Annotated in this window: 27 protein-coding genes and 3 tRNA genes; 8 read left to right on the top strand and 22 right to left on the bottom strand. The window is 65.1% G+C overall.

Annotation, left to right across the window (positions count from 1 at the left end):
- Positions 1–164: 164 nt before the first annotated feature.
- A tRNA-Cys gene (locus tag V6K60_RS11160) sits at positions 165–236 on the bottom strand.
- Positions 237–746: 510 nt separating this feature from the next.
- Here V6K60_RS11160 and larE point away from each other — a divergent pair.
- Positions 747–1,541 carry an ATP-dependent sacrificial sulfur transferase LarE gene (gene larE / locus V6K60_RS11155; RefSeq protein ID WP_332450598.1) on the top strand — a complete coding sequence of 265 codons (795 nt, stop codon included), beginning with the start codon at positions 747–749 and terminating at the stop codon, positions 1,539–1,541.
- A 17-nt stretch (positions 1,542–1,558) separates the two neighbouring features.
- On the opposite strand, the gene V6K60_RS11150 is transcribed toward larE, so the two are convergent.
- Positions 1,559–2,476 (bottom strand): TIGR00269 family protein, encoded by a 918-nt coding sequence (locus V6K60_RS11150; RefSeq protein WP_332450597.1) that lies wholly within the window; start codon positions 2,474–2,476, stop codon positions 1,559–1,561.
- A 4-nt stretch (positions 2,477–2,480) separates the two neighbouring features.
- Entirely contained in the window at positions 2,481–2,675 is a 195-nt protein-coding gene (locus tag V6K60_RS11145; protein ID WP_332450596.1) for a MoaD/ThiS family protein, read from the bottom strand.
- Positions 2,676–2,866: 191 nt separating this feature from the next.
- On the opposite strand from V6K60_RS11145, the gene V6K60_RS11140 reads away from it, so the two are divergent.
- On the top strand, positions 2,867–3,859 hold the full coding sequence (locus V6K60_RS11140; RefSeq protein ID WP_332450595.1) for a radical SAM protein: 993 nt from the start codon (positions 2,867–2,869) through the stop codon (positions 3,857–3,859).
- 9 nt (positions 3,860–3,868) lie between these two features.
- Here V6K60_RS11140 and V6K60_RS11135 read toward each other — a convergent pair whose 3' ends face one another.
- The gene (locus V6K60_RS11135) at positions 3,869–4,258 is read right to left on the bottom strand and encodes a hypothetical protein (RefSeq protein ID WP_332450594.1); all 390 of its coding nucleotides are present in this window, start codon (positions 4,256–4,258) and stop codon (positions 3,869–3,871) included.
- Between the two features lie 52 nt (positions 4,259–4,310).
- On the opposite strand from V6K60_RS11135, the gene nadA reads away from it, so the two are divergent.
- Positions 4,311–5,258: a quinolinate synthase NadA gene (nadA, locus tag V6K60_RS11130; protein ID WP_332450593.1), complete on the top strand. Its 948-nt coding sequence runs from the start codon at positions 4,311–4,313 to the stop codon at positions 5,256–5,258.
- A gap of 7 nt (positions 5,259–5,265) precedes the next feature.
- On the opposite strand, the gene cysE is transcribed toward nadA, so the two are convergent.
- The 9 genes from cysE to V6K60_RS11085 all read right to left on the bottom strand — a co-directional run bounded on the left by cysE (position 5,266) and on the right by V6K60_RS11085 (position 13,281).
- Positions 5,266–6,219 (bottom strand): serine O-acetyltransferase, encoded by a 954-nt coding sequence (gene cysE, locus V6K60_RS11125; RefSeq protein WP_332450592.1) that lies wholly within the window; start codon positions 6,217–6,219, stop codon positions 5,266–5,268.
- Positions 6,220–6,223: 4 nt separating this feature from the next.
- Positions 6,224–7,153 (bottom strand): cysteine synthase A, encoded by a 930-nt coding sequence (cysK, locus tag V6K60_RS11120; RefSeq protein WP_332450591.1) that lies wholly within the window; start codon positions 7,151–7,153, stop codon positions 6,224–6,226.
- A 23-nt stretch (positions 7,154–7,176) separates the two neighbouring features.
- On the bottom strand, positions 7,177–8,313 hold the full coding sequence (gene thiI / locus V6K60_RS11115; protein WP_332450590.1) for a tRNA uracil 4-sulfurtransferase ThiI: 1,137 nt from the start codon (positions 8,311–8,313) through the stop codon (positions 7,177–7,179).
- The gene (locus tag V6K60_RS11110; protein ID WP_332450589.1) at positions 8,310–8,597 is read right to left on the bottom strand and encodes a DUF1894 domain-containing protein; all 288 of its coding nucleotides are present in this window, start codon (positions 8,595–8,597) and stop codon (positions 8,310–8,312) included. Before V6K60_RS11110 ends, thiI begins: the two co-directional genes overlap by 4 nt.
- Positions 8,585–9,058 carry a DUF1890 domain-containing protein gene (locus V6K60_RS11105; protein WP_332450588.1) on the bottom strand — a complete coding sequence of 158 codons (474 nt, stop codon included), beginning with the start codon at positions 9,056–9,058 and terminating at the stop codon, positions 8,585–8,587. The genes V6K60_RS11110 and V6K60_RS11105 overlap by 13 nt, the downstream gene beginning before the upstream one ends.
- Positions 9,055–10,524, bottom strand: coding sequence for a homoserine O-acetyltransferase MetX (gene metX, locus V6K60_RS11100; RefSeq protein WP_332450587.1), 1,470 nt, complete (start codon positions 10,522–10,524; stop codon positions 9,055–9,057). The genes V6K60_RS11105 and metX overlap by 4 nt, the downstream gene beginning before the upstream one ends.
- A 1-nt stretch (position 10,525) precedes the next feature.
- Positions 10,526–11,821 (bottom strand): O-acetylhomoserine aminocarboxypropyltransferase/cysteine synthase family protein, encoded by a 1,296-nt coding sequence (locus V6K60_RS11095; protein ID WP_332450586.1) that lies wholly within the window; start codon positions 11,819–11,821, stop codon positions 10,526–10,528.
- Complete coding sequence (gene pscS, locus V6K60_RS11090) at positions 11,818–13,191, bottom strand: O-phospho-L-seryl-tRNA:Cys-tRNA synthase (protein ID WP_332450585.1); 1,374 nt, start codon at positions 13,189–13,191, stop codon at positions 11,818–11,820. Before pscS ends, V6K60_RS11095 begins: the two co-directional genes overlap by 4 nt.
- Before the next feature lie 18 nt (positions 13,192–13,209).
- Positions 13,210–13,281 (bottom strand) — tRNA-Cys (locus V6K60_RS11085).
- A 468-nt stretch (positions 13,282–13,749) separates the two neighbouring features.
- On the opposite strand from V6K60_RS11085, the gene V6K60_RS11080 reads away from it, so the two are divergent.
- On the top strand, positions 13,750–14,091 hold the full coding sequence (locus V6K60_RS11080; RefSeq protein WP_332450584.1) for a hypothetical protein: 342 nt from the start codon (positions 13,750–13,752) through the stop codon (positions 14,089–14,091).
- Here V6K60_RS11080 and V6K60_RS11075 read toward each other — a convergent pair.
- On the bottom strand, positions 14,045–14,851 hold the full coding sequence (locus V6K60_RS11075; protein WP_332450622.1) for a lipase family alpha/beta hydrolase: 807 nt from the start codon (positions 14,849–14,851) through the stop codon (positions 14,045–14,047). The two genes, V6K60_RS11080 and V6K60_RS11075, sit on opposite strands and share 47 nt — an antisense overlap.
- A gap of 183 nt (positions 14,852–15,034) precedes the next feature.
- Complete coding sequence (locus V6K60_RS11070; RefSeq protein ID WP_332450583.1) at positions 15,035–16,231, bottom strand: deoxyguanosinetriphosphate triphosphohydrolase family protein; 1,197 nt, start codon at positions 16,229–16,231, stop codon at positions 15,035–15,037.
- A gap of 113 nt (positions 16,232–16,344) precedes the next feature.
- Between V6K60_RS11070 and V6K60_RS11065 the strand changes: the two genes are divergently transcribed.
- Together V6K60_RS11065 and V6K60_RS11060 are read left to right on the top strand one after the other, a co-directional pair.
- Positions 16,345–17,010 (top strand): dihydrofolate reductase family protein, encoded by a 666-nt coding sequence (locus tag V6K60_RS11065; protein WP_332450582.1) that lies wholly within the window; start codon positions 16,345–16,347, stop codon positions 17,008–17,010.
- 236 nt (positions 17,011–17,246) lie between these two features.
- Positions 17,247–18,272, top strand: a complete 1,026-nt coding sequence (locus V6K60_RS11060) for a sensor histidine kinase (protein WP_332450581.1) — start codon at positions 17,247–17,249, stop codon at positions 18,270–18,272.
- Here V6K60_RS11060 and V6K60_RS11055 read toward each other — a convergent pair.
- Together V6K60_RS11055 and V6K60_RS11050 are read right to left on the bottom strand one after the other, a co-directional pair.
- Positions 18,254–18,325 (bottom strand) — tRNA-Thr (locus V6K60_RS11055). The genes V6K60_RS11060 and V6K60_RS11055 overlap by 19 nt on opposite strands.
- 62 nt (positions 18,326–18,387) lie before the next feature.
- Positions 18,388–18,684: a DUF3467 domain-containing protein gene (locus V6K60_RS11050; protein WP_332450580.1), complete on the bottom strand. Its 297-nt coding sequence runs from the start codon at positions 18,682–18,684 to the stop codon at positions 18,388–18,390.
- A gap of 150 nt (positions 18,685–18,834) precedes the next feature.
- Between V6K60_RS11050 and V6K60_RS11045 the strand changes: the two genes are divergently transcribed.
- Positions 18,835–19,497: a CRISPR-associated protein Cas4 gene (locus V6K60_RS11045; RefSeq protein WP_332450579.1), complete on the top strand. Its 663-nt coding sequence runs from the start codon at positions 18,835–18,837 to the stop codon at positions 19,495–19,497.
- Here V6K60_RS11045 and V6K60_RS11040 read toward each other — a convergent pair.
- The 5 genes from V6K60_RS11040 to V6K60_RS11020 all read right to left on the bottom strand — a co-directional run bounded on the left by V6K60_RS11040 (position 19,494) and on the right by V6K60_RS11020 (position 24,306).
- Positions 19,494–20,420 carry a DNA polymerase subunit beta gene (locus V6K60_RS11040; protein WP_332450578.1) on the bottom strand — a complete coding sequence of 309 codons (927 nt, stop codon included), beginning with the start codon at positions 20,418–20,420 and terminating at the stop codon, positions 19,494–19,496. The genes V6K60_RS11045 and V6K60_RS11040 overlap by 4 nt on opposite strands.
- Positions 20,417–20,995: an L-threonylcarbamoyladenylate synthase gene (locus V6K60_RS11035; protein WP_332450577.1), complete on the bottom strand. Its 579-nt coding sequence runs from the start codon at positions 20,993–20,995 to the stop codon at positions 20,417–20,419. Before V6K60_RS11035 ends, V6K60_RS11040 begins: the two co-directional genes overlap by 4 nt.
- A complete protein-coding gene (locus tag V6K60_RS11030; protein ID WP_332450576.1) occupies positions 20,995–21,672 on the bottom strand; it encodes a DUF5612 domain-containing protein in 678 nt (225 codons plus the stop codon). Before V6K60_RS11030 ends, V6K60_RS11035 begins: the two co-directional genes overlap by 1 nt.
- A gap of 100 nt (positions 21,673–21,772) precedes the next feature.
- The gene (locus V6K60_RS11025; RefSeq protein WP_332450575.1) at positions 21,773–22,831 is read right to left on the bottom strand and encodes a lysylphosphatidylglycerol synthase transmembrane domain-containing protein; all 1,059 of its coding nucleotides are present in this window, start codon (positions 22,829–22,831) and stop codon (positions 21,773–21,775) included.
- A gap of 260 nt (positions 22,832–23,091) precedes the next feature.
- The gene (locus V6K60_RS11020; RefSeq protein ID WP_332450574.1) at positions 23,092–24,306 is read right to left on the bottom strand and encodes an FprA family A-type flavoprotein; all 1,215 of its coding nucleotides are present in this window, start codon (positions 24,304–24,306) and stop codon (positions 23,092–23,094) included.
- Between the two features lie 134 nt (positions 24,307–24,440).
- Between V6K60_RS11020 and V6K60_RS11015 the strand changes: the two genes are divergently transcribed.
- On the top strand, positions 24,441–25,208 hold the full coding sequence (locus V6K60_RS11015) for a V4R domain-containing protein (RefSeq protein WP_332450573.1): 768 nt from the start codon (positions 24,441–24,443) through the stop codon (positions 25,206–25,208).
- The last annotated feature ends 4 nt before the right edge of the window (positions 25,209–25,212 follow it).

Raw genomic sequence — 25,212 nt, 5'->3', positions numbered from 1 at the left:
CTCATCTCTCTTTACGGCATATACCTGCCTGGACGGTTTCTCGAGTACAGGCTCCCGAACAGGAAGATGAGGCCGTCACGCAGGCATGAGCCCGATGTTGCGAGTCCGCTCTGCCGTACCGCCAGGATCGGTCTCCTGCATCCGGGAGCAGGGCAATCGCAAAGAGCCAAGGCCCGGATTCGAACCGGGATGTAGTTGATCTGCAGTCAACCGCGTAGCCACTCCGCCACCTTGGCGCTGAGATTCACAATTGTGAATCCACTATACCACTATGTTCCTTCTCATGCCATTATAGTTCATCTTCAGGCAATTTTTTCCGCATCTCAGCCGGATACGGGCTGAATACAGCAAATCATTTTCTGTTCTCACGTCAATTCACAATTGTGAATGCCCTCTCCCGGCAGCACACGAGGTTTGAACATGGATCTACCCTGTCGGAAGATCATAATGGGACGTCTTGCCTGCAATCCGGGCGGCGATCGCGGTAGAGCCGGTAAGATGCGGAGTCTCCCGGACCGAAACGGCACGGATGGCGGAGGTCACCCCCTCCGCAGCCTCCCGGCACATCAGGGAAACGTGGGATATTGTGTCGAGTTCGATGAAGAGGCGAAGGAATCCATCAGGTCTCTTGCACAGGATCTCAAGGCTGGACGGGTGGAGAGCCTCGTCGACCGGATATGCGCGATATGCAAGCAGGTCCGGCGGGAGAATGACCGGTGCGGGACCGGTCAGGAATGCCCGGGGCCATGATGCACGATACGAAGCGAGCCCTCCTTGAGCAGAAGATCGCAGAGAGGGGTTCGATGCTTGTTGCCTTCTCCGGCGGCGTGGACAGCGGGCTCCTCGCGGTGATTGCGAGAGATGTGCTCGGGGAGAAGGCGCACTGCGTCTTTATCGACAGCCCGCTCGTGCCGGGATCGGCGCTCGCGGAGGCAGAGGCCATGGCGCGAGATCTTGGCCTCTCGTTTGAGATCGTCCGGGCGCCCGGCCTTGACGAAGACGTTCGGAGAAACCCTCCGGACCGCTGCTATCACTGTAAAAAGAAGGATGCGGCACTCCTGAAGACGAAAGCGAAAGAGCGCGGCCTTGCCGTCGTCGCGGACGGGATCAACCTCTCCGATACCACCGAGCACCGCCCCGGCCTTGCGGCGAGCTCGGAAGAGGGGGTTGTGCATCCCTTCATCGAGGCGGGTATGACGAAGGCCGACATCAGGCGCATTGCGCGGGAGAGCGGCCTCCCCTTCTGGAACAAACCCTCGGCCGCCTGCCTCTCCTCCCGTATTCCCTACGGAGAGGAGATCACCGATGCAAAACTCCGGATGGTCGAATCGGCCGAAGAGTTCCTCCATGAACTCGGCTTTGCACAGACCAGGGTCCGGTGCCACGGGGCGATTGCGCGCATAGAGGTCGAACCGGCGGAGATGGAGCGCCTTCTTGCGGAGCGCAGGGCGATCGTCGCGCGGTTAAAAGAGATTGGCTTCTCCTACGTCGCACTCGATCTGGAGGGCTACCGGAGCGGGAGCATGGACGAGGTGCTCTAACCATTGGCGTGCCGCCGCTACCGCTCTTTCCGCCCGAGCAGCCCACAGACCCGGCAGACCTCGCCGCTCGTGAGTTCGCCGCAGATGCGGCAGGTCCCGAGCACACCCGTCGACGCCGCCGAACCGGCCGACCGCCTGGCCCCGTCGCGGAACCGCATCAGGCGGGTCATCGTCCCCGGGTGGCGGTGCTCGAGCTCCGCAAGCATCGTCCGCACCTCTGAGCGGAGCGCCGTCCCCGCGTAGGGGCACTCGGGCAGGTCGCGGAAGTAACCGCGGAGGAGGAGGTAGGTCACGATCTCCTTCTCGGAGAGGACGGCAAGCGGCTTTATCCGCGGGACGAAGTGCCCGGGCTGCCCGGTCGAGGTGTCGGAGACGAGGCGGGGCAGGTCGCCGCGGAGGACGTTCATCAGGACCGACTGTGCCTCGTCGTCGAGGTTATGGCCGGTGGCGAGCCTCGTCGCGCCGACCCGTTTCACTGCTTCGGCAAGCGCCCGCCGGCGCAGCACGCCGCAGACGGTGCAGCCCTGCGACTCTCTCCCGACGAGCAGCCGATCGAGATCTTCTCCGAAGAGGTCGGCGAACGTGACGATCACATGCTCGACGCCGAGCTCCGTCGTCAGGTCTCGTGCGGCCCTGAGGGTCTCTTCGCGGTAGCTCGCGATCCCTTCGTCGACGGTGACCGCGACGAGGGTTGCGCCGAGTGTGGGGAGGAAGCGGTGGAGCAGCAGGAGCAGGGCGGTGCTGTCTTTCCCCCCGCTCAGGCCGACGGCGACCCGGTCGCCCGGCGATACCATGCATTCATGTTTCATGGCGGCGAGGACGCGGGCCCCGGCGTCCTCGATGAAGTGGGCGGCGCAAAGCCGCCGTTCCGGCTCGGTAAGGCGGACGACCGCAGGTTCGCGGCAGAAGGAGCACCGATTCTCCGCAGAGGACACCGGCTCACCCGCCGTGCGAGAACCGGAGGATCCGAAGTTCGTCGCCCTTTTTTGCCGTCACGTCCTCGGGGACGACCTTGCCGTTCTTCACGACGATCACGGTCGTCGGGTTGATCCCGAGTTCGATGAGGATCTCTTCTATCGGCGCGGAGGTGCGGGAGAGCGTCCGCACGCTCCTGTCCGGGAGGATGATCTGCATAGCTGACCCTTGAGTGTTGGTTTTACCACCCCATAAATATCTTCAGAAATCAGGAGATAAATACGGCCGGATCTGCCTCAACAACAAGTAATATATGGATCTCTGGAGAGATCCATGTGCGAATTAACAATTGTGAATAAAGTGCCCCGGCATCCCGGCAACCATGACAACGACCGGGGGGAGGAGAAGAGATGCACACCATGACACCCGAGGAGAAAGCATACCTCATCAGTATCGGATCGGCGAGCATCGACGAGGCGCTCGGCGCGGCTCTTCTGCCGACGACGGCGACGGCAGGCCCGGGCGCCGGAGGGTCGTCCATCTTCATCCGCTCCGGCGACCGGCGGGTTCGACTCTCCATCAACGCCGCCTCGCCGCTCCGGGTCGTCCCGGACGGAGACGCCGTCGCCGTCATCCGGGACGGGAAGACGATTGCGCGGGGCAGGCTCGAGCGCCCGCTCTGCCACTGCCCGGAACAGGCCTACATCACCGTCAGCGAACGTTGCGTCTACGATTGTAAGTTCTGCCCGGTGTCGAAACTCGGCGGGGCGATCAAGGATACGGAGACGGTCATCAGGATGGTCGAGGAGGCCGCCGCCGGCGGGAGCCTCTCTGCGATCTCCCTCACGAGCGGCGTCGCCGGATCGCCGGAGCAGGAGGTGGACCGGATGGCCGCCGTGGTGAAAGCGCTCCGGGCGCGGTTCGACCTCCCGATCGGGGTCTCGGTCTACCCGACCGCGGACTCGACCGCAATCCTCCGCGCCGCCGGTGCCGACGAGATCAAGTACAACGTCGAGACGATGGATCCGGCAATCTTCGCGCAGGTCTGCCCCGATCTTTCCCTTCCGTTCATCCTCGACGCGCTCGCAGGAGCGGTGGAGGTCTTCGGGAGGAACGCGGTCTTCTCGAACTTCATCATCGGTATCGGGGAAGAAGACGAAATGGTCAGGGACGGCGTCACCTATCTCGCAGAACTGGGCGTCATCCCCATCCTCCGGCCGATCTCCGCATCGCCCCTCCGGGCAGGCGAGATCGCCGTCGAGCGTCCGTCGGCGGAGCGGCTCCTCCGCCTCGCGGGGATGACCCGCGAAACACTGGAACGGCACAGTCTTGACCCCCGGCGGGCGAGGACGATGTGCCTTCCCTGCACCGGATGCGATCTCACCCCGTTCCGGGACATATGAGGCGGACGCTCACCGAACGCACCCGTCCTCACTCTCGTAGCACTGCAGGATCGAGAGGGCGGCGTCCCGGCCGAGCCGGGTATCGACGAAGGTGAGGAAGATCTCGATATATTCGGGAGGGACACATCCGAGGCTCTCGCTCCCGTCCAGCACCAGTTCCACGAGGTAATGGAGGTCGTCATCGTCGAGCCGCTCCAGCCGCTCAAGGAAGTCCCGGGCGTCCGTCGCGTAATGGTTTGCAAGCGGAGGGAGGATGGACCTATATGGCCCTCCCGATCCCGCACATACCAGCCCCGTGCATTCAGGAGCGGCCTTCTTCAGGATCGTCGTGTCTCGTTCAGATAAAATTCGCGCCATGGGATCGTCCCTGTGGGCCCGGGCTCCCGGACCGCACCACATTCACAATTGTTAAGGTTGCGCAGGGATAACGTTTGTGAAGAAGGCTGCACCTTTGACCAGAAGAGGTTGTGATACCATCCCGTCCACCAGTCCCGATCGAACCCTCGCCGAACGGATAGCCGCGTTGAAAGAGGAGCGCGACGCCGTCATCCTCGCGCACAACTACCAGATCCCGGCGGTGCAGGAGGTCGCCGACCTCGTCGGGGATTCGCTCGAACTCGCACGGGCGGCGGCGACGAACGATGCTGCCGTCATCGTATTCTGCGGCGTCGACTTCATGGCTGAGACGGCGGCGATCCTCTCGCCGGCAAAGACGGTCGTCCTGCCCGCAGTCGACGCCTGCTGTCCCATGGCGGAGATGGTCACCGCCGGCGAGGTCCGGGTGCTCCGCGAGCGGTTCCCGGACGCCGCCGTCGTCGCCTACGTCAACACCTCCGCCGAAGTGAAAGCGGAGAGCGACATCTGCTGCACCTCCGCAAACGCCGTCGCCGTCGTCGAGTCGCTCGATCCGGAGCAGGTGATCTTCCTCCCCGACCGGAACCTCGGTCGCTACGTCGCCCGGTTCACGAAGAAGGAGATCCTCCCCTGGGACGGCTACTGCATCGTTCACGACCGGATGACGGCCGAAGAGGTGACGGCCGCCCGCCGTGCTCACCCGGAGGCCGAGGTGCTCGTTCACCCCGAGTGCCGGCCCGGGGTGATCGACCGTGCCGATCACGTCTTCTCGACATCGGGGATGGTGCGCCACGCCTGCGAAAGCCCGCGCCGCGAGTTCGTCATCGGCACCGAGGTCGGGATCCTCCACCAGCTCGAAAAGAAGTGCCCGGGGAAAGTCTTCTACCCCCTCTCGAATAAGGCGGTCTGCGTCAACATGAAGAAGACCGATCTCCCTAAAGTGCTCGCGGGCCTCGAGAGGCTCGAGCCGCGGGTGACGGTCCCCGCGGAGACCGCCGCCAGGGCACGGACGGCAATAGAGCGGATGCTGAACCTGCCGCGGTAGCCCGTCTTCAGGGTTCCCCGAGAACGTCCCGCTGGCCGAAGTACCGGTCCCAGTCCCAGGGCTCATCGAAGACCCGTACCTCGACGTCCTGGACGCCGCTCATATCGAGCACCCGGCGCCGGACCTGCTCCGTGAGGTGCTCGACGAGCGGGCAGGCGGTGGTGGTCAGGACCATCTCCACCAGCACCGAGGAGTCCTGGACAGTGATCCCCTTGATCAGCCCCAGATCGACGACGTCGATCCCGACCTCCGGGTCGATCACCTCTCTGAGCGCCGCCCGGACACGCTCCTCGATCACGATCTCCTCCTGCCGTTTACCGCCGACCAGTCCCGACCGCTCCACTGCCCGGAGCCGCTCTTCGATCCGGTTCTGCCTATCAAGCATGCGGCTGACCACCCGGAGCATCGGGTCGGGGAGGTCGCCACGGTCGAGTTTCTCCTGGCCCTTCCGGCACTGCGGGCCGGCGAGCCTGCCCGGGACGCCCACGACCGTCGCACCGGCGGGGACGGGACGGACAACGACGGAACCCGCCCCAATCTTCGCTCCGCGCCCGACGGTGATGGGGCCGAGGACGCTCGCCCCCGACCCGATGACGACGCCGTCCTCGATCGTCGGGTGCCGTTTTGTCCGCTCAAGCGCCGTGCCGCCGAGCACCACGCCCATGTAGATCAGGACGTCATCGCCGACCTCCGCCGTCTCGCCGATCACGACCCCCGAGCCGTGGTCGATGAAGACCCGGCGGCCGATCTTCGCGCCGGGATGGATCTCGACCCCGGTCAGCGCCCGGGCGATATGAGAGACCAGACGGGCCGGGAAGTAGAGCCGGCGGCGGTAGAAGGCGTGCGCGACCCGGTGCGCCCAGATGGCGTGGAGGCCCGGGTAGCAGAGGATAACCTCGATCGTCGACCGGGCTGCCGGGTCTTTGTCAAAGACCGTCTGGATGTCTTCCCTGATGGTCACCACGTCACCCTTCAAAGAGATCGGTCGAGAGATACCGCTCGCCGGTGTCGGGGAGGATCGCGACGATCGTCTTCCCCTCGAACTCCGGCCGGCGGGAGACCTCGCGGGCCGCGTGGACCGCCGCCCCGGACGAGATCCCGGCGAGGATACCCTCCTTCCGGGCAAGCAGGCGGCTCATCGCAAAGGCGTCCGCGGAGGTGACCTGGAGTACCTCGTCGATGAGATCGGTCTTGAGCACCCCCGGCACGAACCCGGCCCCGATCCCCTGGATACGGTGCGATCCGGCCGCCCCGCCGGAGAGGACGGGGGACTCCGCCGGTTCGACGGCGATCGCCGCAAAAGAGGGTCTTCGCGCCTTGATAACCTCGGCGATCCCGGTGATCGTCCCCCCCGTTCCGACACCGGCGACGACGGCATCGACGGTCCCGTCGGTGTCCCGCCAGATCTCCTCGGCCGTCGTCCGGCGGTGGACGGCGGGGTTCGCCGGGTTCTCGAACTGCCGGGGCACGAAGTAGGTGTTCGGGCTCTCGGCGGCGATCCGGGCGGCACGATCGACCGCCCCCGTCATACCCCCGGCTCCGGGCGTGAGAATCACCTCGGCGCCCAGCGCCGCGAGGAGTTTGCGCCGTTCCACGCTCATCGTCTCGGGCATCACGAGCTTGAGCCGGTAGCCGCGGGCCGCGCAGACGAATGCAAGTGCAATCCCGGTGTTACCGCTCGTCGCCTCGACGACCGTCGTCCCCTCCCGAATCTCGCCGGTCCGCTCGGCCTCGTCGATCATTGCGACTCCTATCCGGTCTTTCACGCTTCCCATCGGGTTGAACGACTCCACCTTGGCGAGGACCGTCGCCCGGGAGCCTTCCGTCACCCGATTCAGCCGGACGAGCGGGGTGTTCCCAATCGTCCAGGTGATGTCATGGTATATCCGTCCCATCTGGATCAGTCTCCTTCTCTCACTCACGCATCTTTCAGACCTGCAAGCGCTCCTACGTCTTCAGCGTTTCCCACCGCTTCTTCGAGTGCACGAACCGTCTCGATCCTCGCGGCAGTGGAGGGCCGCGCCGGCACCGCCCCGCACCCGCAGGCAGGGGTGATCGACGCATCGAACGTCCCGATCCCGCGGGCGAGCCGGACGACGTCCTCCTTATCGAACGCGATCAGCGGCCGGTAGACCGGGATCGTCGCCGCATCGGTGAGCACCATCAGGTTGTCGAGGGTCTGCGACGCGACCTGGCCCATCGACTCGCCGGTGACGAACCCCTTCGCCCCCACCTGCCGGGAGACTTCGGCGGCGATCCGGTACATCCTCCGCTTGCATAGGAGGCAGGTATAGCGCTCCTCTCCCCGCTCTTCGAGCATCCCCCGTGCCCGGGCGAGGTAGCCGTCCTCGATGGCCAGGAGTTCGATATCCGGCTGGTAGTGGCGGAGGGCCTCGACCGTGGCCTTCGTCCGGGCGAGGTTCGTCTCGTCAAGGTAACCTTCGAGCCCGATGTAGAGCGGGACGATCCGGCACCCGCGCTTCATCATCAGGTAGGCCGCGACCGGGGAGTCGATCCCGCCGGAGACGAGCGCGACGAGCGTCCCCTCGACGCCGAGCGGGATGCCGCCGACGGCCGGGATCTTCTGGTCGAAGAGGTAGCAGGTCCCGTCGCGGATCTCGACGAAGATCTCCCGCCCGGGATGGTCGAGGTCGACCGAAAGGTGCGGGTACTCCGCCCGGATCAGGTCTCCGAGCCGTTGGGCGAGATCCCGGGAGGTGAAGGGATGCTTCCCCACGCGCCGGACCCGGAGGGCGAAGGTCGCGGCGTCCCCGATGCCGCGGCGCTCGCAGAACCCGAGAATGCCTGCCGGGAGATCGTCGAGCGGCACGATGTCGCAGAGCGAGAACGAGACGATCCCGAAGACATTCTTGAGTACTTCCTGATCGATCTCCCCCCTGAGCCAGATCCTCCCGCGCTCACGCAGGGGTTCCGCCGCCGGAAGCACCCTCTTGATGTTCCGGATAAGCGTCTGCTCCCATCTCCGGCGGACGGGCTCCGACTTGAGGAAGACCTCGGAGTAGCGCACCAGCCAGACCCGGTCCGGATCGGTCATGGTCTCCGTCTCCCCTTCCGCCTGAGCCGTTCGATCTCCTCGCCCCCCGGCACCCGGATCAGGAACGTCCCGTAGCAGGGCTTGGTGTAGGGGAGAACGATGAAGGCATCCTCCTCAACCCCGACGGCGATCGGCGGGACCCCGATGATGTGCGTATCGAAGATCGCGTACCCCGGGTCGACGTAGTAGACCTCGCGGCAGCGCTTCTCCGTCAGAGCGCGGCACTCCGCAAAAGAGGCACCCCGGAGGAGGACCTCCGGGTCGAGTTCGTCTATGCACGCCATCCGAAGACCCCGTCGATACCTTTCCTCAGTTTTCCCGGATTGTGGACCGCCTTCTCCACAATCTTCTCACAGGGGAAGTCGACCCCTCCTGCGAGTTCTTCGGCGTTCCGGCCGAATACGATGACGACGAGGCGTGCCTCCGGGAGGAGGTAGCGCATCGAGGCCGCATACGAGATGCCGGCATCGTTATGGGCGAAGATCACGCAGAGAGATGCGTCCCGTTTCTTCTCCGCCAGCTCCCCGATACAGCGGTCGAGGTCGATCGTCTTTCCGATGTAGTGCTTCTGTATGTCCGAGACGCGGAGAAGCCCGAGAACCGAGGGGTTCCCGGCACTGAGCACGTCGTAGCCGTCTTCACCGAGCCTGCCTGCGAGGTAGAGACCGATCGCCGCCTGCACCGGGACCTCCGGGCACCCGAAGACCAGGAGGGCCTGCTTCTCGTCCTGTACATCCGTCGTCATGCGCATCGTCCTATCAGCGTGCTGATGGCGTCGCTCGATATCAGGCCGATCACCCGCCGGTCGGCGTCGACGACGGGGAGGGCCGATATCAAGCGCTCCTCCATCCGCCGCGCAGCCTCCGTGACCGGTTCGTCCGGCGCGGCGGTGACGACCGAGCGGGACATGATCTCGTCGAGGCTCCCGTAACCGCAGGCGACCGCTTTCGCGATGTCCCAGGAGGTGACGATCCCGGCGAGGGCGCCCTTCCCGGCGAGGACGGGGAGGTGGTTGACGGCGTTCTCGATCATGACCCGTGCGGCGTCGTGGATGGATGCCTCCTCGGCGATGGTCGGAACACCCGCCTCCATGACGTCCCGGACGAGCAGGTGGTCGAGGAACGCGCCGATGAGGTAGTTCATCTGCCCGTCTTCGAGGAGGAAGGCGTCGTGGCCGTAGTTCGACCGGATCTCACAGTACTGGACGTCGACCCCGTTAGCGGCCAGGGCGTTCGCGATCTCCTCGGACTGGTAGGGCGGGTAGAGCCAGTCCGAAGAGACCGAGACGACCAGGAACGAGGCCTTCGCCCCGGCAAATCCGGCGGCAAGCGAGTCGTCCACGGCGAGGTCGAAGTAGTCGAGCGCCCGGGTGATGTAGAGGTAAGAGTTGGCGTCGAACCGCCGGGTGAAGGTGTCGCCCTGGTGGTGGAGGTAACTCTCCACCTGGAACTCGGTGGAGAAGCCGTAGCCGACGCTGCTGCGGTCCTGCAGGTTCCGCCCGAACTTCTCGCGCATCGCCCCATCGGAGAGGTAGGTGATGTGCCCGATCATCCGTGCGAGGCTAAGCCCCTGCACCGGGGGACGGGCGGCCGGGTAGTCCCCTCCTGCCCATGCAGGATCGGTCGTGATCGCCTGCCGCCCGACCTCGTTGAAGGCGATCTGCTGGGCGGTCGAGCGTGCGGTCGTGGCGATGGCGATCACCTTCCGGACCGCTTCCGGGTAGGTAACCGCCCAGCAGAGCGCCTGCATGCCTCCCATCGAACCGCCGGCCACCGCAGCGAGGCAATCGATCCCGAGGTGTTCGATCAGCCGTTTCTGCGCCCGGACCATGTCCTTCACGGTGATCACCGGGAAGGTGAGGGCATAGGGCCGGCCGGTCGCGGGGTTGACGAAGGCGGGCCCGGTCGAACCCTTGCAGCCGCCGATGACGTTTGAGCAGACGACAAAGTAGCGGTCGGTGTCGAAGGCCTTGCCGGGCCCGACGACGCCGTCCCACCATCCTGCCCGGGTCTCGCCGTCGTGGTAGCCTGCCGCATGGGCGTCGCCGGAGAGAGCATGGCAGATCAGGATCGCGTTGCTCTTCTCCCGGTTCAGCCGACCGTAGGTCTCGTAGGCGACCGTCACCGGCGCGAGGACCGCACCGCTCTCGAGGGTGAGGGGTTCGGGGAAGGTGACGTACTCCGTCCTGACGGTGCCGACCGATCCGGGCATATTACGCATCCCCGAGCGCCTGGTCGAGGTCCTCGATGATATCTCTGACGTCCTCTATCCCGACGGAGAGGCGTATGAAGTCGGGGGTCACCCCACACGACTCCTGCTCGGCCGGCGTCAGCTGCTGGTGGGTGGTGCTCGCCGGGTGGATGACCAGGCTCTTCGCGTCGCCGATGTTTGCCAGGTGCGAGAAGAGCCGGAGCCGCTCGATCACCTTCTTGCTCGCTTCGCACCCCCCTTTCACCCCGAACCCGACCAGGGCGCCGAACCCGCCGGAAAGGTAGTTCCGGGCGAGGGCGTGGGCCGGGTGATCGGGGAGGCCGGGGTAGTTCACCCAGGCGACCTTCGGGTGGTCCCGGAGGAACCGGGCGACCGCCAGGGCGTTCTCCGAGTGCCGCTCCATCCGGAGGTGAAGGGTCTCGAGCCCCAGCAGGAGGAGGAAGGCGTTCATCGGCGAGAGGCACGCGCCCATGTCCCGGAGGACCTCAAGCCGGACCTTGTAGGCGAGGGCGACGTTCCCGATCCCCGGGAAATTGCCGAACGTCTCCCAGTACCGGAGCCCGTGGTAGGAGGGGTCGGGCTCGGTGAAGCCGGGGAACTTTCCGTTGTCCCAGGCGAAGTTGCCGGAGTCGACGATCACCCCGCCGATCGAGGTGCCGTGACCCCCGACGAACTTGGTGGCCGAGAGGACGACGATGTCGGCGCCGTGGTCGATGGGGCGGACGAGACCGACCGCTGCGGTGTTGTCGACGACGAACGGCACCCCGGCGTCGTGGGCGATCGCCGCGATGGCCGCAAAGTCAGGGACGTCCAGCTTCGGGTTCCCGATCGACTCGGCGTAGACCGCCCGGGTCTTCTCCGTCACCGCCGCCGAGAACGCCTCCGGGTCGGTCGAGTCGACGAAGATGACCTGCCGTCCCAGTTTCGGGAAGGTGTAGTTGAAGAGCTCGTAGGTCCCGCCGTAGAGGTTGTCGGCGGCGACGATCTCGTCGCCCGGCCGCGTGACCGCAAGGAGGGCGCTTGAGATCGCCGCCATCCCCGACGCGACCCCCACCGCCGCGGTTCCTCCCTCGATCGCGGCCATCCTCTGCTCGAAGACGTCGGTGGTGGGGTTCATCAGCCGTGTGTAAATGTTTCCCGGCTCTTTGAGCGCAAAGAGGTTCGCCGCGTGTTCCGTGTCGCGGAAGACGTAGGAGGTCGTCTGGTAGATCGGTACGGCCCGGGCTCCCGTCGCCGGATCGGGCGACTGCCCGGCGTGGAGGGCGAGCGTGCCCGGCCGGTAGTGGTGCGTGCTCATGTTGATTCTTTCCTGACGTTCAGATCGTATTTTGCGGCGATCTCCTGGAAAGCCTCCGTCAGGTAGCGGATCTTCTTCCAGGAGAGGCCGAAGGTGTTCAGTTTCCAGGTCCGGGTGGCGCCGGCGAACTCCCCGGCGATCCCACGCCCTGAGAGCTCGTCGGAGAGGAAGAAGCCCCGCCGCTTGTGGGTCGCCGCGACCGTATCGAAGGACCCGGTGGTGTCCACTTTGGTGAGGGTGTGCTTCCTGGGGTACTCGGAGAGGACCTTCGTCCCCTCGATGGCGAGGAGGCCGTCGATGAAGTGGTTGGACTTCTTCAACTCCTCGTCCCAGCGGAGGGTACGCTCCCGGACGGTCGGGAACGAGGCGATCATGGCCATGAGGGTTGCCCCCATCAGGGTGCACCCGAGCATCTCCACCTCCTTGACCCCGAACTTCCGGTGAGTGAGGTCCCCGGTCATCGCCGTGGTCCGGAAGACCCTTGGTCCCCACTCAGCGGTAGCAGCGAGGACCCCGGAAGGAGCCGGGGAGGCCATGCTCTTGTGCCCGGACCCGACGACGAAATCGGCCCCGAGCGCCTTTCCGTCGACGGGCATGGTGCCGACGGTGTAGGCACCGTTGAGGAGGAAGGGGATGCCGTACTGGTGGGCGACCTTCGCGATGCCGGCGACGTCGTGGAGGTTCCCGAACTGGTAGTCGACGTGGTCGATCATGACGAGCGCCGGATTCCGCCCCGTCTCGCGCCGGACGTCCTCGATCTTTGCGGCGACGGCATCAGGGGTGACGAGGTTCCCTTTCGAGAGCGGGACCTCCTTCACTACACCGCCCGCCCCTTCGACGGCCAGGAACTCAGTATAGTGGGCGAGAGACGAGACGATGACCGGGTCGCCTGGCTCGACGAGCGTTGAGGCGACCGCCTGGAACCCACGGCGGGCGCCGGGGACGACCCGGACCACGTCCATGTTCAGGAACTTCGCGAGATCCTCGTGGAACGCCGCGATGGGGGGTTTGGTGATCTTGTCGAGCCGGAAAGGCTTCCGGCAGGCGTCGCAGGTGGAGTAGCCGTCGCCGTAGGCAATGAGAGCCTTTCTGGCCTCGGGGGTCAGGCGACCGGCGGCCTGGATCGGCTGAATATTGATGTATGCCTCCTCCCGGTCGCGGATATCGAGGGTGCCTGCGATCTTCGTGACCGCCGGGGAGCCTCTCCCCGCCTCCAGGTCGTCGAGGATGGTACGGACCCGGGCGACGCCCTCCCGGATGGCTCGCTCTTCATCGGGGTCCGGGCCGGTCGGGAGTGCCTCCCGCAGGACTTCCCGGATATCCTCGAGCGCAAAGAGCGCTTCAAACGTCTTCTTTACCTGTTCTTTCATGGATAAGACCTCACAGAGAGCCGAGGCCCGGAGTCGAACCGGGATGGAGTTGATCTGCAGTCAACCGCGTAGCCGTTCCGCCACCTCGGCATGGCGCGAAATTAACAATTGTTAATCCGACCAGTACTAGATAACAATTGTGAATATTTATATCTTCGGATTGTGCCACCGCCAACCCGCCCCGGGGAGAAGTAGCGGCGCAGGGATGCCGGAGACCTGTCTCCGGGGCAAGAATTGCAGCAACCCCGGCAGTCTATGGTGGGTCCGGGTACACCGGTGCCATCCGAGGACTTCTGGAGAACAGCGGCCCTCAAGGGCAGCAATCGCACCATGCCCATTATAATGAGGAGAAATAGCTCGAAGAGGTCGAGGGGCGGAAGCGCTGATACAAAAGAGCCAGATTTTTATCCAGGGTGGACATACACCACGTTCATGAGCGAGATGAACGGTCACTACGCACACGGGCGCTGGGTCGCGGATCTCACCCCCGAAGTGGTGGTAAAACCGGTGTCCGGGGTAAAATCTGATAGTATCCCGGACAAACAGGTACCCACACATATGAACGAGACAAACGGCCACTACGAGAACGGGCGCTGGGTCCTGGCTCCTCCCCCCGTAACGGAGGCAGAACCCGAGCCGGCGGTGAAAATTGAGCCCGAAGCCGGAGCAGAACCCGAACCAAGATCAGAGACCGCGCCTACCGTCGAAGCGCAGCTCCACGAGGCATCCCGGTCGGTCAGGAAGGCGGCGAACGACGTGATGAATGCGGGGCACCGCCTGCTCGGGACACCGGAAGGGCACGAGCAGATCGAGCAGGCGGCACGGAAGGCCGGGGAGGACCTGGAGCGGGCGATCAAAGGCTGGGCGGAGTCTGCCCGGCGGGCCCTGCAGAGGCGGTGAGGAGGTAGTCCCTGACGCGGGTGACGACCTCGGGGTTCCTCGGCAGCCGGATGTGGCAGTAGTGCTCCGGGTCCCGGGCCAGGTTCCCGGGGTCTGCCGGGACCACATCCATCCGGGCCCCGGGGAGGTAGGAGTCGATGTGGGGGACGATGCCGTCGCCGGCATAGGTCGCCCGCCACTCCCCGTCGGGGGCGATCTCCCAGGTCCGGCCCCCGAAGACCGGGAAGAACGCCGGGGTCCCGGTGAGGTTCGCGCCGAGGACGATCCGGTAGTCGATGTCGTCGCGGGTCCCGGCGGCCCGGAGCGCCGCAACAGTTCGGCTCCGGGGGCGGAACTCCTGGACGATGGTATCCTCCCCGGGGTCGTAACCCTCCGGCACGAAAACCCCGGCGAGCCGCCGGATCACCTCCGGGCCCCGTTCGGGGTCGTTGAAGAGCTCGGCCATGGCGGAGCCGTTGTTCGGGGGGCCGATCCCGACCAGGAGCCGGACCTGCTCTTCTCGTCTGTTGCCGTCGATGACTTCGAGGAGGTAGCGGGCGATGCAGGTCCCCATCGAGTGGCAGACGACGTCGACCGGGCCGCCGTAGCCGGTCTCCTCCCGCCGTGCGTGGATGTAGTCCCGGAGCGCGACGGCGATCGTCTCCGTCCCTTCGTTCTGCAGCGCGGTGTGGTCGAAACTCCAGACGGGCACCGCGGCCTCCCGGAGCCCCGGGGTGAGGCGGTTCCAGATGCCGGGGTGGCTCCGCCATCCGTGGACCAGGACGGCCGGGCATCTCCCGTTCGTCAGAATGGTACCACGCTCTCTCTACGCCGGCAGCAGTTCATTCCTTCATGATCTGACGATTCTGCACGAAGTAGATTTCGACGGATGGACTATCCCGTCAGCTACCGGCCGAAACAACGGCCTTCGCTCACGGCCGCCCAAAACTCCCGCAAAGGCTCCTCATCCCCGGTACCGCGACCGGACCCGCTCCGGGAGGATGCTCCGCCGGAAGACCTGCTCGAAGTAGCGGTCCGTCATCCCGGCGATGAAGTCCCTCGCGACCTCCGCCGGCGTGCCGGTATAATCCCGGGAGACCCACGGCGCCCGGATCAGGTCGGTATAGACCGGTGAAGCCTCTCGCTCTTCCGTGATATCCTGAAGGACGTGGTCGAAGAGGTACCGGAACATATACCGGATCTTCTCCCGGTTCGCGAGGAGCCTTGGATTCTGGTAGATGTGGCGCATGTTGAACCCCTTGAAGGTCTCCACGCACGCCGACGCCTCCGCGGAGAGGGTGATGCAGTCGGTGTCGTAGCTGTTCGCGACGATGTCCTTGATGAGGACATCAAGCACCGTCCGGTTGATATCCCCAAATGCCCCCTTCTCCCTCCCGGGGATCTGAAAGAAGGCCATGCAGTTCTCCGGGTACGCTGCGAGGTCGTCATCGCCGATCACCTCGACTTCGAGAGCGTCCGCAAGGTCGCGACCGAGGTAGGAGATGCTGTCGGCGATCCGCACGACGCACCCCTCGACGGTGAGGGGGAGGGCGTCGCCCCCGCCCTCGATACGCCGCAGTTTCTCCCGAAATGCATCCCAATCGGCATCCCCCTCGACCATGAGGCTCTGCGCGTGGGTCTCGCCGTTGTGGCAGAGGATCCCGTCCAGCACCTGGAGCGTGAGGTCGCAGTCCTCGACGTCGTCGAGGAACCGGACGCTCTGAACGTTGTGCCGGAACCCCCCGATCTTCTGCTCCCGGCAAAGGTCGTCGAGGATCTCCTCCCCGAGGTGGCCGTAGGGCACGTGGCCGATGTCGTGGCCGAGGGCGATCGCCTCGATCAGGTCCTCGTTCAGGCCGAGAGCCCGGCCGATCGTCCTACCGATCTTTGAGACGAGCTGGACGTGGAGGACGCGGTGGGTGATGTGGTCGTTCTCGACCAGGTAGAAGACCTGGGTCTTGTCGATGTAGCGCGAGTAAGCCTTCGAATGGATGATCCGGTCGGCGTCGCGGGAGAACGGCGGCCGGATCACCGGCTCCTCGGGCCTGTGGCCGGACCTCCGGAGGTAGTCGGCGTTCCGGGTCGCACGGGGCGAGAGGAGCGATTCACGATCGGCCACGCTCCGGGCCATCCGATCTGCAATGCTCTGCGGGATCTCCATGATATCCTCCAGTGAAGAGTTCTCGGCCGGGAGAGGGGATAGGGCTTTCTGTATCGGCGGGGGAGAGCGCGGATCCGCGCAGATTATATCCGAAACAGACGTATCCTTCCCGCATGCACCCGGAAGTCATCATCCACAACAGCGTGAGCCTGGACCACGCGATCAGGGGCTTTGAGATCGACCTCGGCCTCCACTACGGCGCCCTGCTCGCCTTCGAGCCGGAAGCGGTCCTCGCGGGTTCGACCACGGCAAAGACCGGGATCGAACTTTTTCTGGACATCAACGAGCCCGAGACAGAGGCCGACCGGCACCGGCCCGAAGTGCGGCCGGCCGACCGCCGCCCCATCTGCGTCATCGTCGACAGCAGGGGCGTGCTCAAGGGCCTGCTCCACTTCTACCGGAAGATGGAGCACACAAAAGACGTCGTCGTCCTCGTCTCGGAGACGACGCCGGAGGAGTACCTCGACTACCTCCGCGAGCGGGAGTACCCGTTCATCCGGTGCGGCAGGAGCCGGGTGGACCTCCGGGGGGCCATACGGGAACTCGGTGAGCGGTTCGGGGTCTCGCGGGTGATCTCCGATTCCGGCCCTGAGTTGAATAACGTCCTGATCGGGGAAGGGATTGCGGGCACGCTCAGCCTGATCGTCTATCCGGTCATCGCCGGCGAGGGGGAGAAGAGACTCTTCGGCGGGGTCGACGGACGGGTGCTGCTGGAACTCCGCAAAGCCGTGCCGATGGAGCAGGGCACGGTTCACCTGATGTATGCCGTGAAGACGTGAGAGGACGCTTCCGGCAGTGGAGCCTGCCGGAGTCCATCTCCGAGGATGCCGGAAATATTTTTATCGAAAGCGTGGTGCATCATTCATGGTGGGTGCAGATCCGGGGCCCACCCGGTCGCTCAAGGGCGTCGGAGAGTGCATCCACAGACCATGTCCACGCATACACCGGTGCCGGTAGCGCGCTGTCACGACGAGACGATCCTTACGAAGATACATCTTTTCTCCGGGGGAGAACCGTGAGCAAGGAATCCAGGTCCGCCAGCATGCTTTTTGCGCTCGGAAAGGTCGCCGTCATCACGCTCCTGCTGATGACCGTATTCCAGTTAGCAAAGACGTTCTTCTACCCGAACATCACCCTCATGGAGACGCACATCACCACAGTCGCGTTCACCACCGTGCTCGCCGTATTCGCCGCGTTCTTCGTCTTCCGCAACCAGCAGAAACTCCTCGCCTCAAGGACGGCCGAGGTCCGGGAACGGCGAAGAGCGGAAGAGGCACTCCAGCGCCGCACCGAGGAACTGGACCGGCTCCACCAGCAGCTGGAGGCGTCGCACCGGGAGGCGAACCTCTACCTGGACATCCTGACGCACGATATCCGGAACACTGAGAACGTCTCGAACCTGTATGCCGAACTGCTTGTCGAGACCCTGGACGGGGAGGCTGCCGGCTACGCGGAGAAACTGAAGCGCAGCATCGCAAAGAGCATCGAGATCCTGAGGACCGTCTCCACCATCCGCCGGATCCACCAGGCACCCTCCGGGCTCGCGCCGGTCGACCTCGATACGGTGATCCGGAGGGAGATCGGGCAGTTTCCCGATACCCCCATCCAGTATGACGGATCCTGCTGCCGGGTCTGTGCGGACGATCTCCTCCCGGAGGTCTTTTCAAACCTCATCGGCAACGCCGTCAGGCACGGCGGCCCCGGGGTCGAGATCACTGTCCGGGTCGAGGAGCAGGACGGCGAAGTGCTGGTATCCGTCGAGGATACCGGACCCGGTATCCCGGACGAAGACAAGCAGGTGGTCTTCCACCGGTACGTGCAGAAGAAACGGGGTGTCGGGGAGGGACTCGGGCTCTACCTGGTGCAGATCCTGGTGGAGCGCTACCACGGCCGTATCTGGGCCAAAGACCGGGTGCCGGGCCACCCGGAAGAGGGAGCGGCGTTCCGGTTCACGCTCCGGGAGACCGCGGCCGGGGATAGCCAGAAAGATATCACAGAAGAACATCGAAGCCGACGAAAAGAAGCCGCTGGGGGGACTTGAACCCCCGACCTGCTGATTACGAATCAGCCGCTATACCGCTAAGCCACAGCGGCGACTGCCTTAAAAGATTGTACCTCCAGAATTAAAAAGGTATCACCTGCCGGGGCCCCACGGGTCAGGAGTAACCCCGGATGGTGACGTTGCCCTCCTGGTGCGGGGCGGCCTCCGCGGCGGCGATCTTGCCGAACTTCTGCTCGTAGTCGGCGACGCTCTTCGCGAGCACCTCGACCAGGTTCTTCGCGTGCCGGGGACTGATCGAGACGATCGCCTTCGCTCGCGCCTGATTCGTACCGGGGATCTCGTGCAGGAAGAGGAACGTGAACTCGTCCTCCTTGTAGGCGATCTGGATGCGGTTCGAGTAGACCGGGTCGAGGTCGCCGGGGATGTTGACCGATATCTCGCGGTTAGCCATACCACTCATCTCTGTCCCGCTCCGGCATAAGCGTTCGTCCCGGCCGCATCCCCGCCGGCCCGGGGCATACCACTCCGGGTAACCGGGCGCAGAGCATATCTCGCTATATAGCGGGACGGCATACGTCTTCTCAAACGAGACTCCCCGCGCATGACTGACTACATCCCGGTCTCCGGCGTCGTCGCCTGCCACATCTGCCCCCGGCGCTACTACTTCGAGCGGGCGGAGGAGCACGAAGAGTCGCCCCGCTACACCGTCTGTAAACAGGTCTCCGCGCACCTCGGGGAACTCCTCGAACCGGAATCGGTCTGGCAGGAGATCCTCTGCATCCTCCCCGACGCCCCGCCGGAGACCCGGGACTTCTTCGATGAGTGCATCGCCGCCTGTCGCGAGACCGCCTGGCAGACACCGGTCCAGACCGACCTCGCCGTCGAGTCCGACCGGCTCGGTATCAGGGGCCGCGTCGACAAGGTCTTTCCCGACAACACCTTCGCCGTCACCCGGTCGAGCGCCGCCCCGAAGGCCGGGGCCTACGGCACCGACCGCCTCCGGGTCGCCTGCTACACCGCATGCCTCACCGAGACCCTCGGCCGCCCCGTCGCCGGCGGCTACGTCGAATACGTCGCAAACGGTGTCTGCCGGTTCGTCGAGCCCCAGCCGCGCGACCGGCGGGAGATGGTCAGGGCGATCCGGGCCGCAAAACGGGTGATTGCAGGCGACCTCCCCCCGCGGCCCATCCGGGCCCCCTGCGACGGCTGCCCTCACTTCGAGCGGTGCATGGCCGGCCCGCGGCGGCTCTCCGACCTCTTCTAAGGACTCTCGAGCAGCGTCTTCGAGACGATGTACTCGCCCTTCGCCTCGCGGGTCGTCCCGACGATCAGCCACCGTTCGTCGCCGTGCGCCTCGACGACGCCCCGGGCCTCGATCACCTCGCCGGCCAGCGCCTGCCCCGAGTAGGTGTGGGTGAAGGAGAGGACCCGGGAGATCTCGTCGTGGTCGACGGCGTAGACCGCCGGGCTGTCGAAGGAGAGGGAGGCGTCGGTGACCGTCGCCTCGATCGTCGCCCGGCCGAGGACCGTCCCCTTCCCGGCCGGGACCGCGTCCAGGTTCCCATACGCACGGGTGTAGAGGAGGTCGAAATACGTCCCCTCGAACTCACCCCGGTTCCACTTCCGCTGCTCGTGCAGGACGAAGGTGTCAAACGAGATCTCCGGCACCCGTTTCTCGTAGACCTTCCGCCACATCGCGGTGCTCATCCCCGGGATCTCCCCGGCCTCCACCAGGTGCCGGAGCCGGCGCTGGGCGCCAAACCAGGCGTCGCCGTAGACCACCAGGTCGATATCGGAGGCAGCGTTCTCCAGGCCGCAGAGGAGCGAGCCCGTGCACCCGAACGAGCCGGCCGGGAGGTCAAGGCGGGAGAGGAGCCTCGCCACCCGGGGGTTTCGGGCCGCAACCCGGCCGATCTCCTCCTCCGGCTTGTAGACCCGGGCGACATCGGCGACGGGCACCCGGTGGACCGAGTCGAGATACTCCGGCTTATGCTCCCGGACCCAGGCAAACGCCTCGGCAAAGTCGTACTTCCGGTACCGCCGGCCCGAGAGGTCCGTCCGCTCCCCGTCCGTATCGGGGACGTAACGGAGGATGCACCCGATCCGGTCGGCGTTGTCGTAGTTCGAGACCGCGTAGATGCAGCCCTCGCGGTCCTCGATGAAGTCACGGAGCCGTATGGCAGTCATGGCTGCAGGGTCTCCAGGAACGCTTGCACCGCTTCCCATTCCACACCCTTCCGCAGGATGCGCCGGGTGGTCAGGTCCACCACCGTGCTCGGCGTCCCGGGGAGTTCCCCCCCGTCGACGACATAGTCGTTCGGGACCGAGACCTCCTCGGGCCGGACCGGCGGGATGTCGTCGGAGATGTTCGCGCTCGTAGCCGTGATCGGCGCATCCAGCCGCTCAATGATCGCGATCGCGACCTCGTTTGCGGGCCACCGGATCCCGATGAGACCGGTGCCGCCGGTGAGGATATCCGGCAGACAGGACTTCGCCGGGAGGATAACCGTCACCGGACCGGGCAGGAACCGCTCGATGAAGGCACGTGCGGCCTCGTCGACCACCGCAATGGCGGCAAGCATATCCATATCCGAGACCGCGACCGATATCGGTTTACTGACCGGCCGATTCTTGGCTTCATATACCCGCATCACCGCATCCTCGGAGAGGGCGTCCGCCCCGAGGCCATAGACCGTCTCGGTGGGGTAGACAACGAGCCCATCTCGCGAGAGCACCTTAACGGCCATATCGATGGGATCCATCAGAACTCACGTCCACGCACGCGGTTGATATCGAAGACGCCCTTGCCGCTGACGTGCATCACAGCAAAGACACCGGCCTGGATGGGGTCGGTCACGACCAGGTCGGCATGCGCAGGAACGCTCCCGGCCATCTTGAGGGCGATCACCGGGATGCCCGCCGCCCGGACCCTTTCTACGGCCCGTGAGACCTCGCCGCCCATCAGCGACCCGGCAAGCACCAGGATCGATGCCCGGGGGAGCCGGGCCACCGCGTCCACGGCGAGGGCCAGGGTCTGCTCCCCGACGAGGGGGATCGTATCCACCGATATCCGCTCGCCGCGGATGTTGTGGCGGTCCGCCTCGTTCACGGCACCCATCGCTACCTGCGCCACCTGCGCGCCGCCGCCGATGATGATCACCCGTGACCCGAATATCCGGGAGAACGGCGGGTAGAACGTGACCTCGACGACCGACGACACCCTTGATAGGTCGGCGATGAGTTCGCCGTGGTTCCCGCACTCTTCGAACTCGAAGTAAAGGTAGGCCTTCCCGGTGTTTGGGCCGGTAGTGATGATCGACTGCTGGATCATCTGGATGTTAGCCTGATAATTCGCCATCACCGTGGCCACATCGCGCAACACGCCAGCCCTGTTCTCGGTGATGATCGAGAGGGCGTACATATCGGTATCGCTGATCATGATCTTCCCCCGCCGGGGATTCGGAGGCTCTCCGATAGTCTGATGAACGGGAAAAATTCGGTCATTTTCGCGCTGAATGATAATTTTGGTCTCATAAGGGTTATAGGTTTTCAGTGCGCCGGGAATCGGCCCCCTCCCTCGCGGCAAGAGCCCCCGCAAGGAGGCCGAGGGGGATGTTGAGATAGTAGAGGATCAGCCGCCAGAGGACGACATAGAGCCCGAGGAGATAGGTGGGCACGATCCGGTGATAGAGCGTGGCAGCGCCGATCTCGGCGATCCCGGCCGAACCGGGGATGAGCGGGATGGTCGCGACCATCTGGAGGACCCCCTGGAAGAGGAGCGACTCCGGAAAGGACAGCGGTAGCCCGAGCGCGACGAGCAGGGCCGATGCCACGGAGAAGTAGAGGATCCACTCGAGGGCGGCGATGAGGAGCGCGCCGCCGAGAGCCCGACGGCCGGCTCGTGCAAACCGGGAGGAACCTGTCGTAAAGGTCTCGATCTCGCGGCCGATCCGCTCCGTAAGGGTCTTCGCACCCTCAGAGCCCGGACAGAACCGAAGCCAGCGTCGGCTCCGGTCGCACCGGTCGAGCACCCGGGCGGCGACGCCGACCGCTACCCTTTTTGTGAGCGACGGGCGGCGGACGAAGATGGCAAGCGCGAGCAGGAGGACGAGGACAAGGAGCAGGAAGGCCGCCACCGGGTAGAGGACCGTGGCGGCAAGGTAACTCCAGAGGTGCCGGACGGCGAGCAGGGCTGCCAGGGTGAGAACGACGAAGACGGCGAGGTCCAGCACCCGCTCCGTGACCACGACAGCGACAGCGTCCCCGACGGCGAGCCCCGAGCGCGAGAGCCGGTGGATCCGGACGGGCTCGCCGCCCACCTGGCCGGGGGTGATCGAGCCGGCGAAGAGCGAGAGGAGCTGGGCGACCATGATGCTCCGGAACGGGACGGTGTAGCCAAGGCCGCCGCAGAGGACCCGGATCCGCGCCACCCGGCAGAGGATTGCCCCGGCCCGGAGCCCGACAGCGAGGAGAAGGGCGGCGATGCTGACCTCGCCAAGATAGGCCCGGGTCTCGGGGGTGAAGGTCGCCGCGAGCAGGACTGCGAGGACCGCGCCGCTGACGAGAAGCGAGAGCGCGATCCAGCGCCGGCTTCTCATGCCCACTCCACTCCCGGCTGACCACTCCGCGGGTACGACGCCACGGCAGGGAGATGCTGTTCATCACGGTTACACCTTTTCCCGGAGTATTCTCCCGCCCGAGAGCAAGGCGCGTGTCTGCTGCACCGGCGAAAAAGGGCGAAAAAGAGTATGGACCCCGGGTAACGTCCCGGGGATATTGGACGATCTGTCTGGCGTATTGGGCACCCGGCGATTCACACACTGGGTGCATACCTGGATTCGGAGGATGCAGGACGAGATCAGCGGCCGCGGATCTCCCGCGCCACCTTCCGCCCGAGTTCATACGCCCGGCTAAGCTCGTCGCCGTCCGGGCGGTAGTTCACGTGGAAACCGCCGTCGATCACCTCGATCCCGGCCGCCTTCAGGGCTTCTTCCGCCTGCGCGACCGCACCGCCCATGCCACCGTGGGACCCGAACGCGCACCCGATCTTCTTCTCCGTAAGGCGACCCGGCCGTAACCCGCGGAGGTAACTGAGGAACCCGGCCACCGTAGGGAGGACCTCGTCCTGAAGCGTCGGCGACCCGACGATGACCGCCTTCGAGTCGAGCACCTCCGTGACGACGTCGCTCCGGTGCGTCCCCTCGTAGCGGCCGTCCCGGAGGAGGCAGACCCGGACGTCGGCACCTTCGGCCATGACACCCTCGGCGATCGCAGAGGCCATCATCGTGGTCGAGCCGTGCATCGTATCATAGACGATCGTGACCTTGTTCTTCGATACGCCCCGGCTCCAGTCGGTGTAGGCCTTGAGGATATCCCCGGGGTAGGACCGCCAGATGATACCGTGGCTCGGCGCGATCATCCTGATATCGATCCCGAGCCCCCCGACCTCATCGAGTTTCTTCAGGACCTTCGGCGCGAGAGGGATGATCAGGTTCGCAAAGAACTTCTGCGCGTGGGCAAGCGCTGCATCCTTCCCGAGCTGATCGTCGAACCGGGCGGCGCTTGCGAGATGCTGGCCGAAGGCGTCGTTCGAGAAGAGGATAGCGTCCTCAGCGAGATAGGTGAACATCGAGTCGGGCCAGTGGAGCATCGGCGCCTCAAGGAAGGTGAGCGTCTTTCCCCCGAGGTCGAGGGTATCGCCGGTCTTAACGACGTTGATCTTCCAGCCCGTCGTGTCGTAGTGGCGGGCAAGGCCGGCGCGAGCTCGTTCCGTGCAGTAGATCGGGAGATCGGGCATCTTTTCTACGAACGCGGGCAGGGTGCCGGAGTGGTCCATCTCGATGTGGTTCACGATGATGTAATCGATCGTGCCGGGGTCGCAGACGGACCTGATGCGGCCGAGAACCTCCCCTTCAAACCCGTGGTAAGCGCCGTCGATGAGCGCCGTCTTCTCACCCTGAACCAGGTAGGCGTTGTAGGTCGTTCCGGGGAGGGTGTAGCCATGGTACTCCCGGAGATTCCAGTCGATCGCCCCGACCCAGTGGACGCCGGGGGCAAGTTTCGTAGCCATCATACACATTCCTCATGTAATTCGCAAATATACGAACATTCTACTATATCCGAACATTTGATATATCACCCTTTCGATCTTAGTCTATGGAGCAGGGGATGGCCGGCGGAGGGAAAACCAGCCGGCCCAGGGCGAATATGGAGATAGACCTGTATTCGACCCCGGATGGGACGCGGGCGATCGAGAACCCAGTGCGGCGTGCGATCCTGGCAGCACTCCGGGAGCACGAGTACACGTTCGACGAGATCGTCACCCTCGCCGGGCGGGCAAAATCAACGGTCTCGGTACACCTCCAGGACCTCACGGCGGCAGGCGTGATCGGGTCCCGGGTCGATCCGGAGGATGCGAGGCGGAAGATCTTCTTCCTCACCGGTGAACTCGTCGCAATCGTCACGCCCGAGGACCGGGTAGCCGATGCACTCGCCGCCTACGCGGGGGCGTACCGGGCCGGGTCGGGCGACCCCTTTGTGTTCTACAAGCTGGCCTTCCGGACGGTCCGGGTCTCGCTCATGCGGGAAGGAATCCTGCTCGACCCGCTCCTCACCCGTGCCGGCGAGCGGGTCGGGGAGGAACTCTACCCGGCAGTGGCCGCTCTGGAGACCGGGCAGTTCTGCGCGAATATCGCCCGGTTCTGGGACGAGCACCAGCTAGGGCGGGTCGAAGTCGCCGGGACGGAACCGCTCACGCTCCTCGTCTACGACTGCTTTGAGTGCATCGACCTGCCCGTAACCGGGAAGCCCTCATGTGCGTTCGACTCCGGCGTCCTCCGGGCGCTCTTCTCCCGCCACTATGGGCGACCGGCGACGGCGGTCGAGACCCGGTGCTACTCGATGGGATTCGACCACTGCCGTTTCGAGATACTGCTGGTGAAAGGCGATGAAGAGAGACCGATCGATACCGGGTAACGCC

It is taken from the genome of Methanoculleus sp. (assembly GCF_036677455.1).
Lineage (GTDB): Archaea > Halobacteriota > Methanomicrobia > Methanomicrobiales > Methanoculleaceae > Methanoculleus.
Note: the sequence above shows the minus strand (reverse complement) of the source record. Positions and strands in the feature narration are given on the sequence as shown.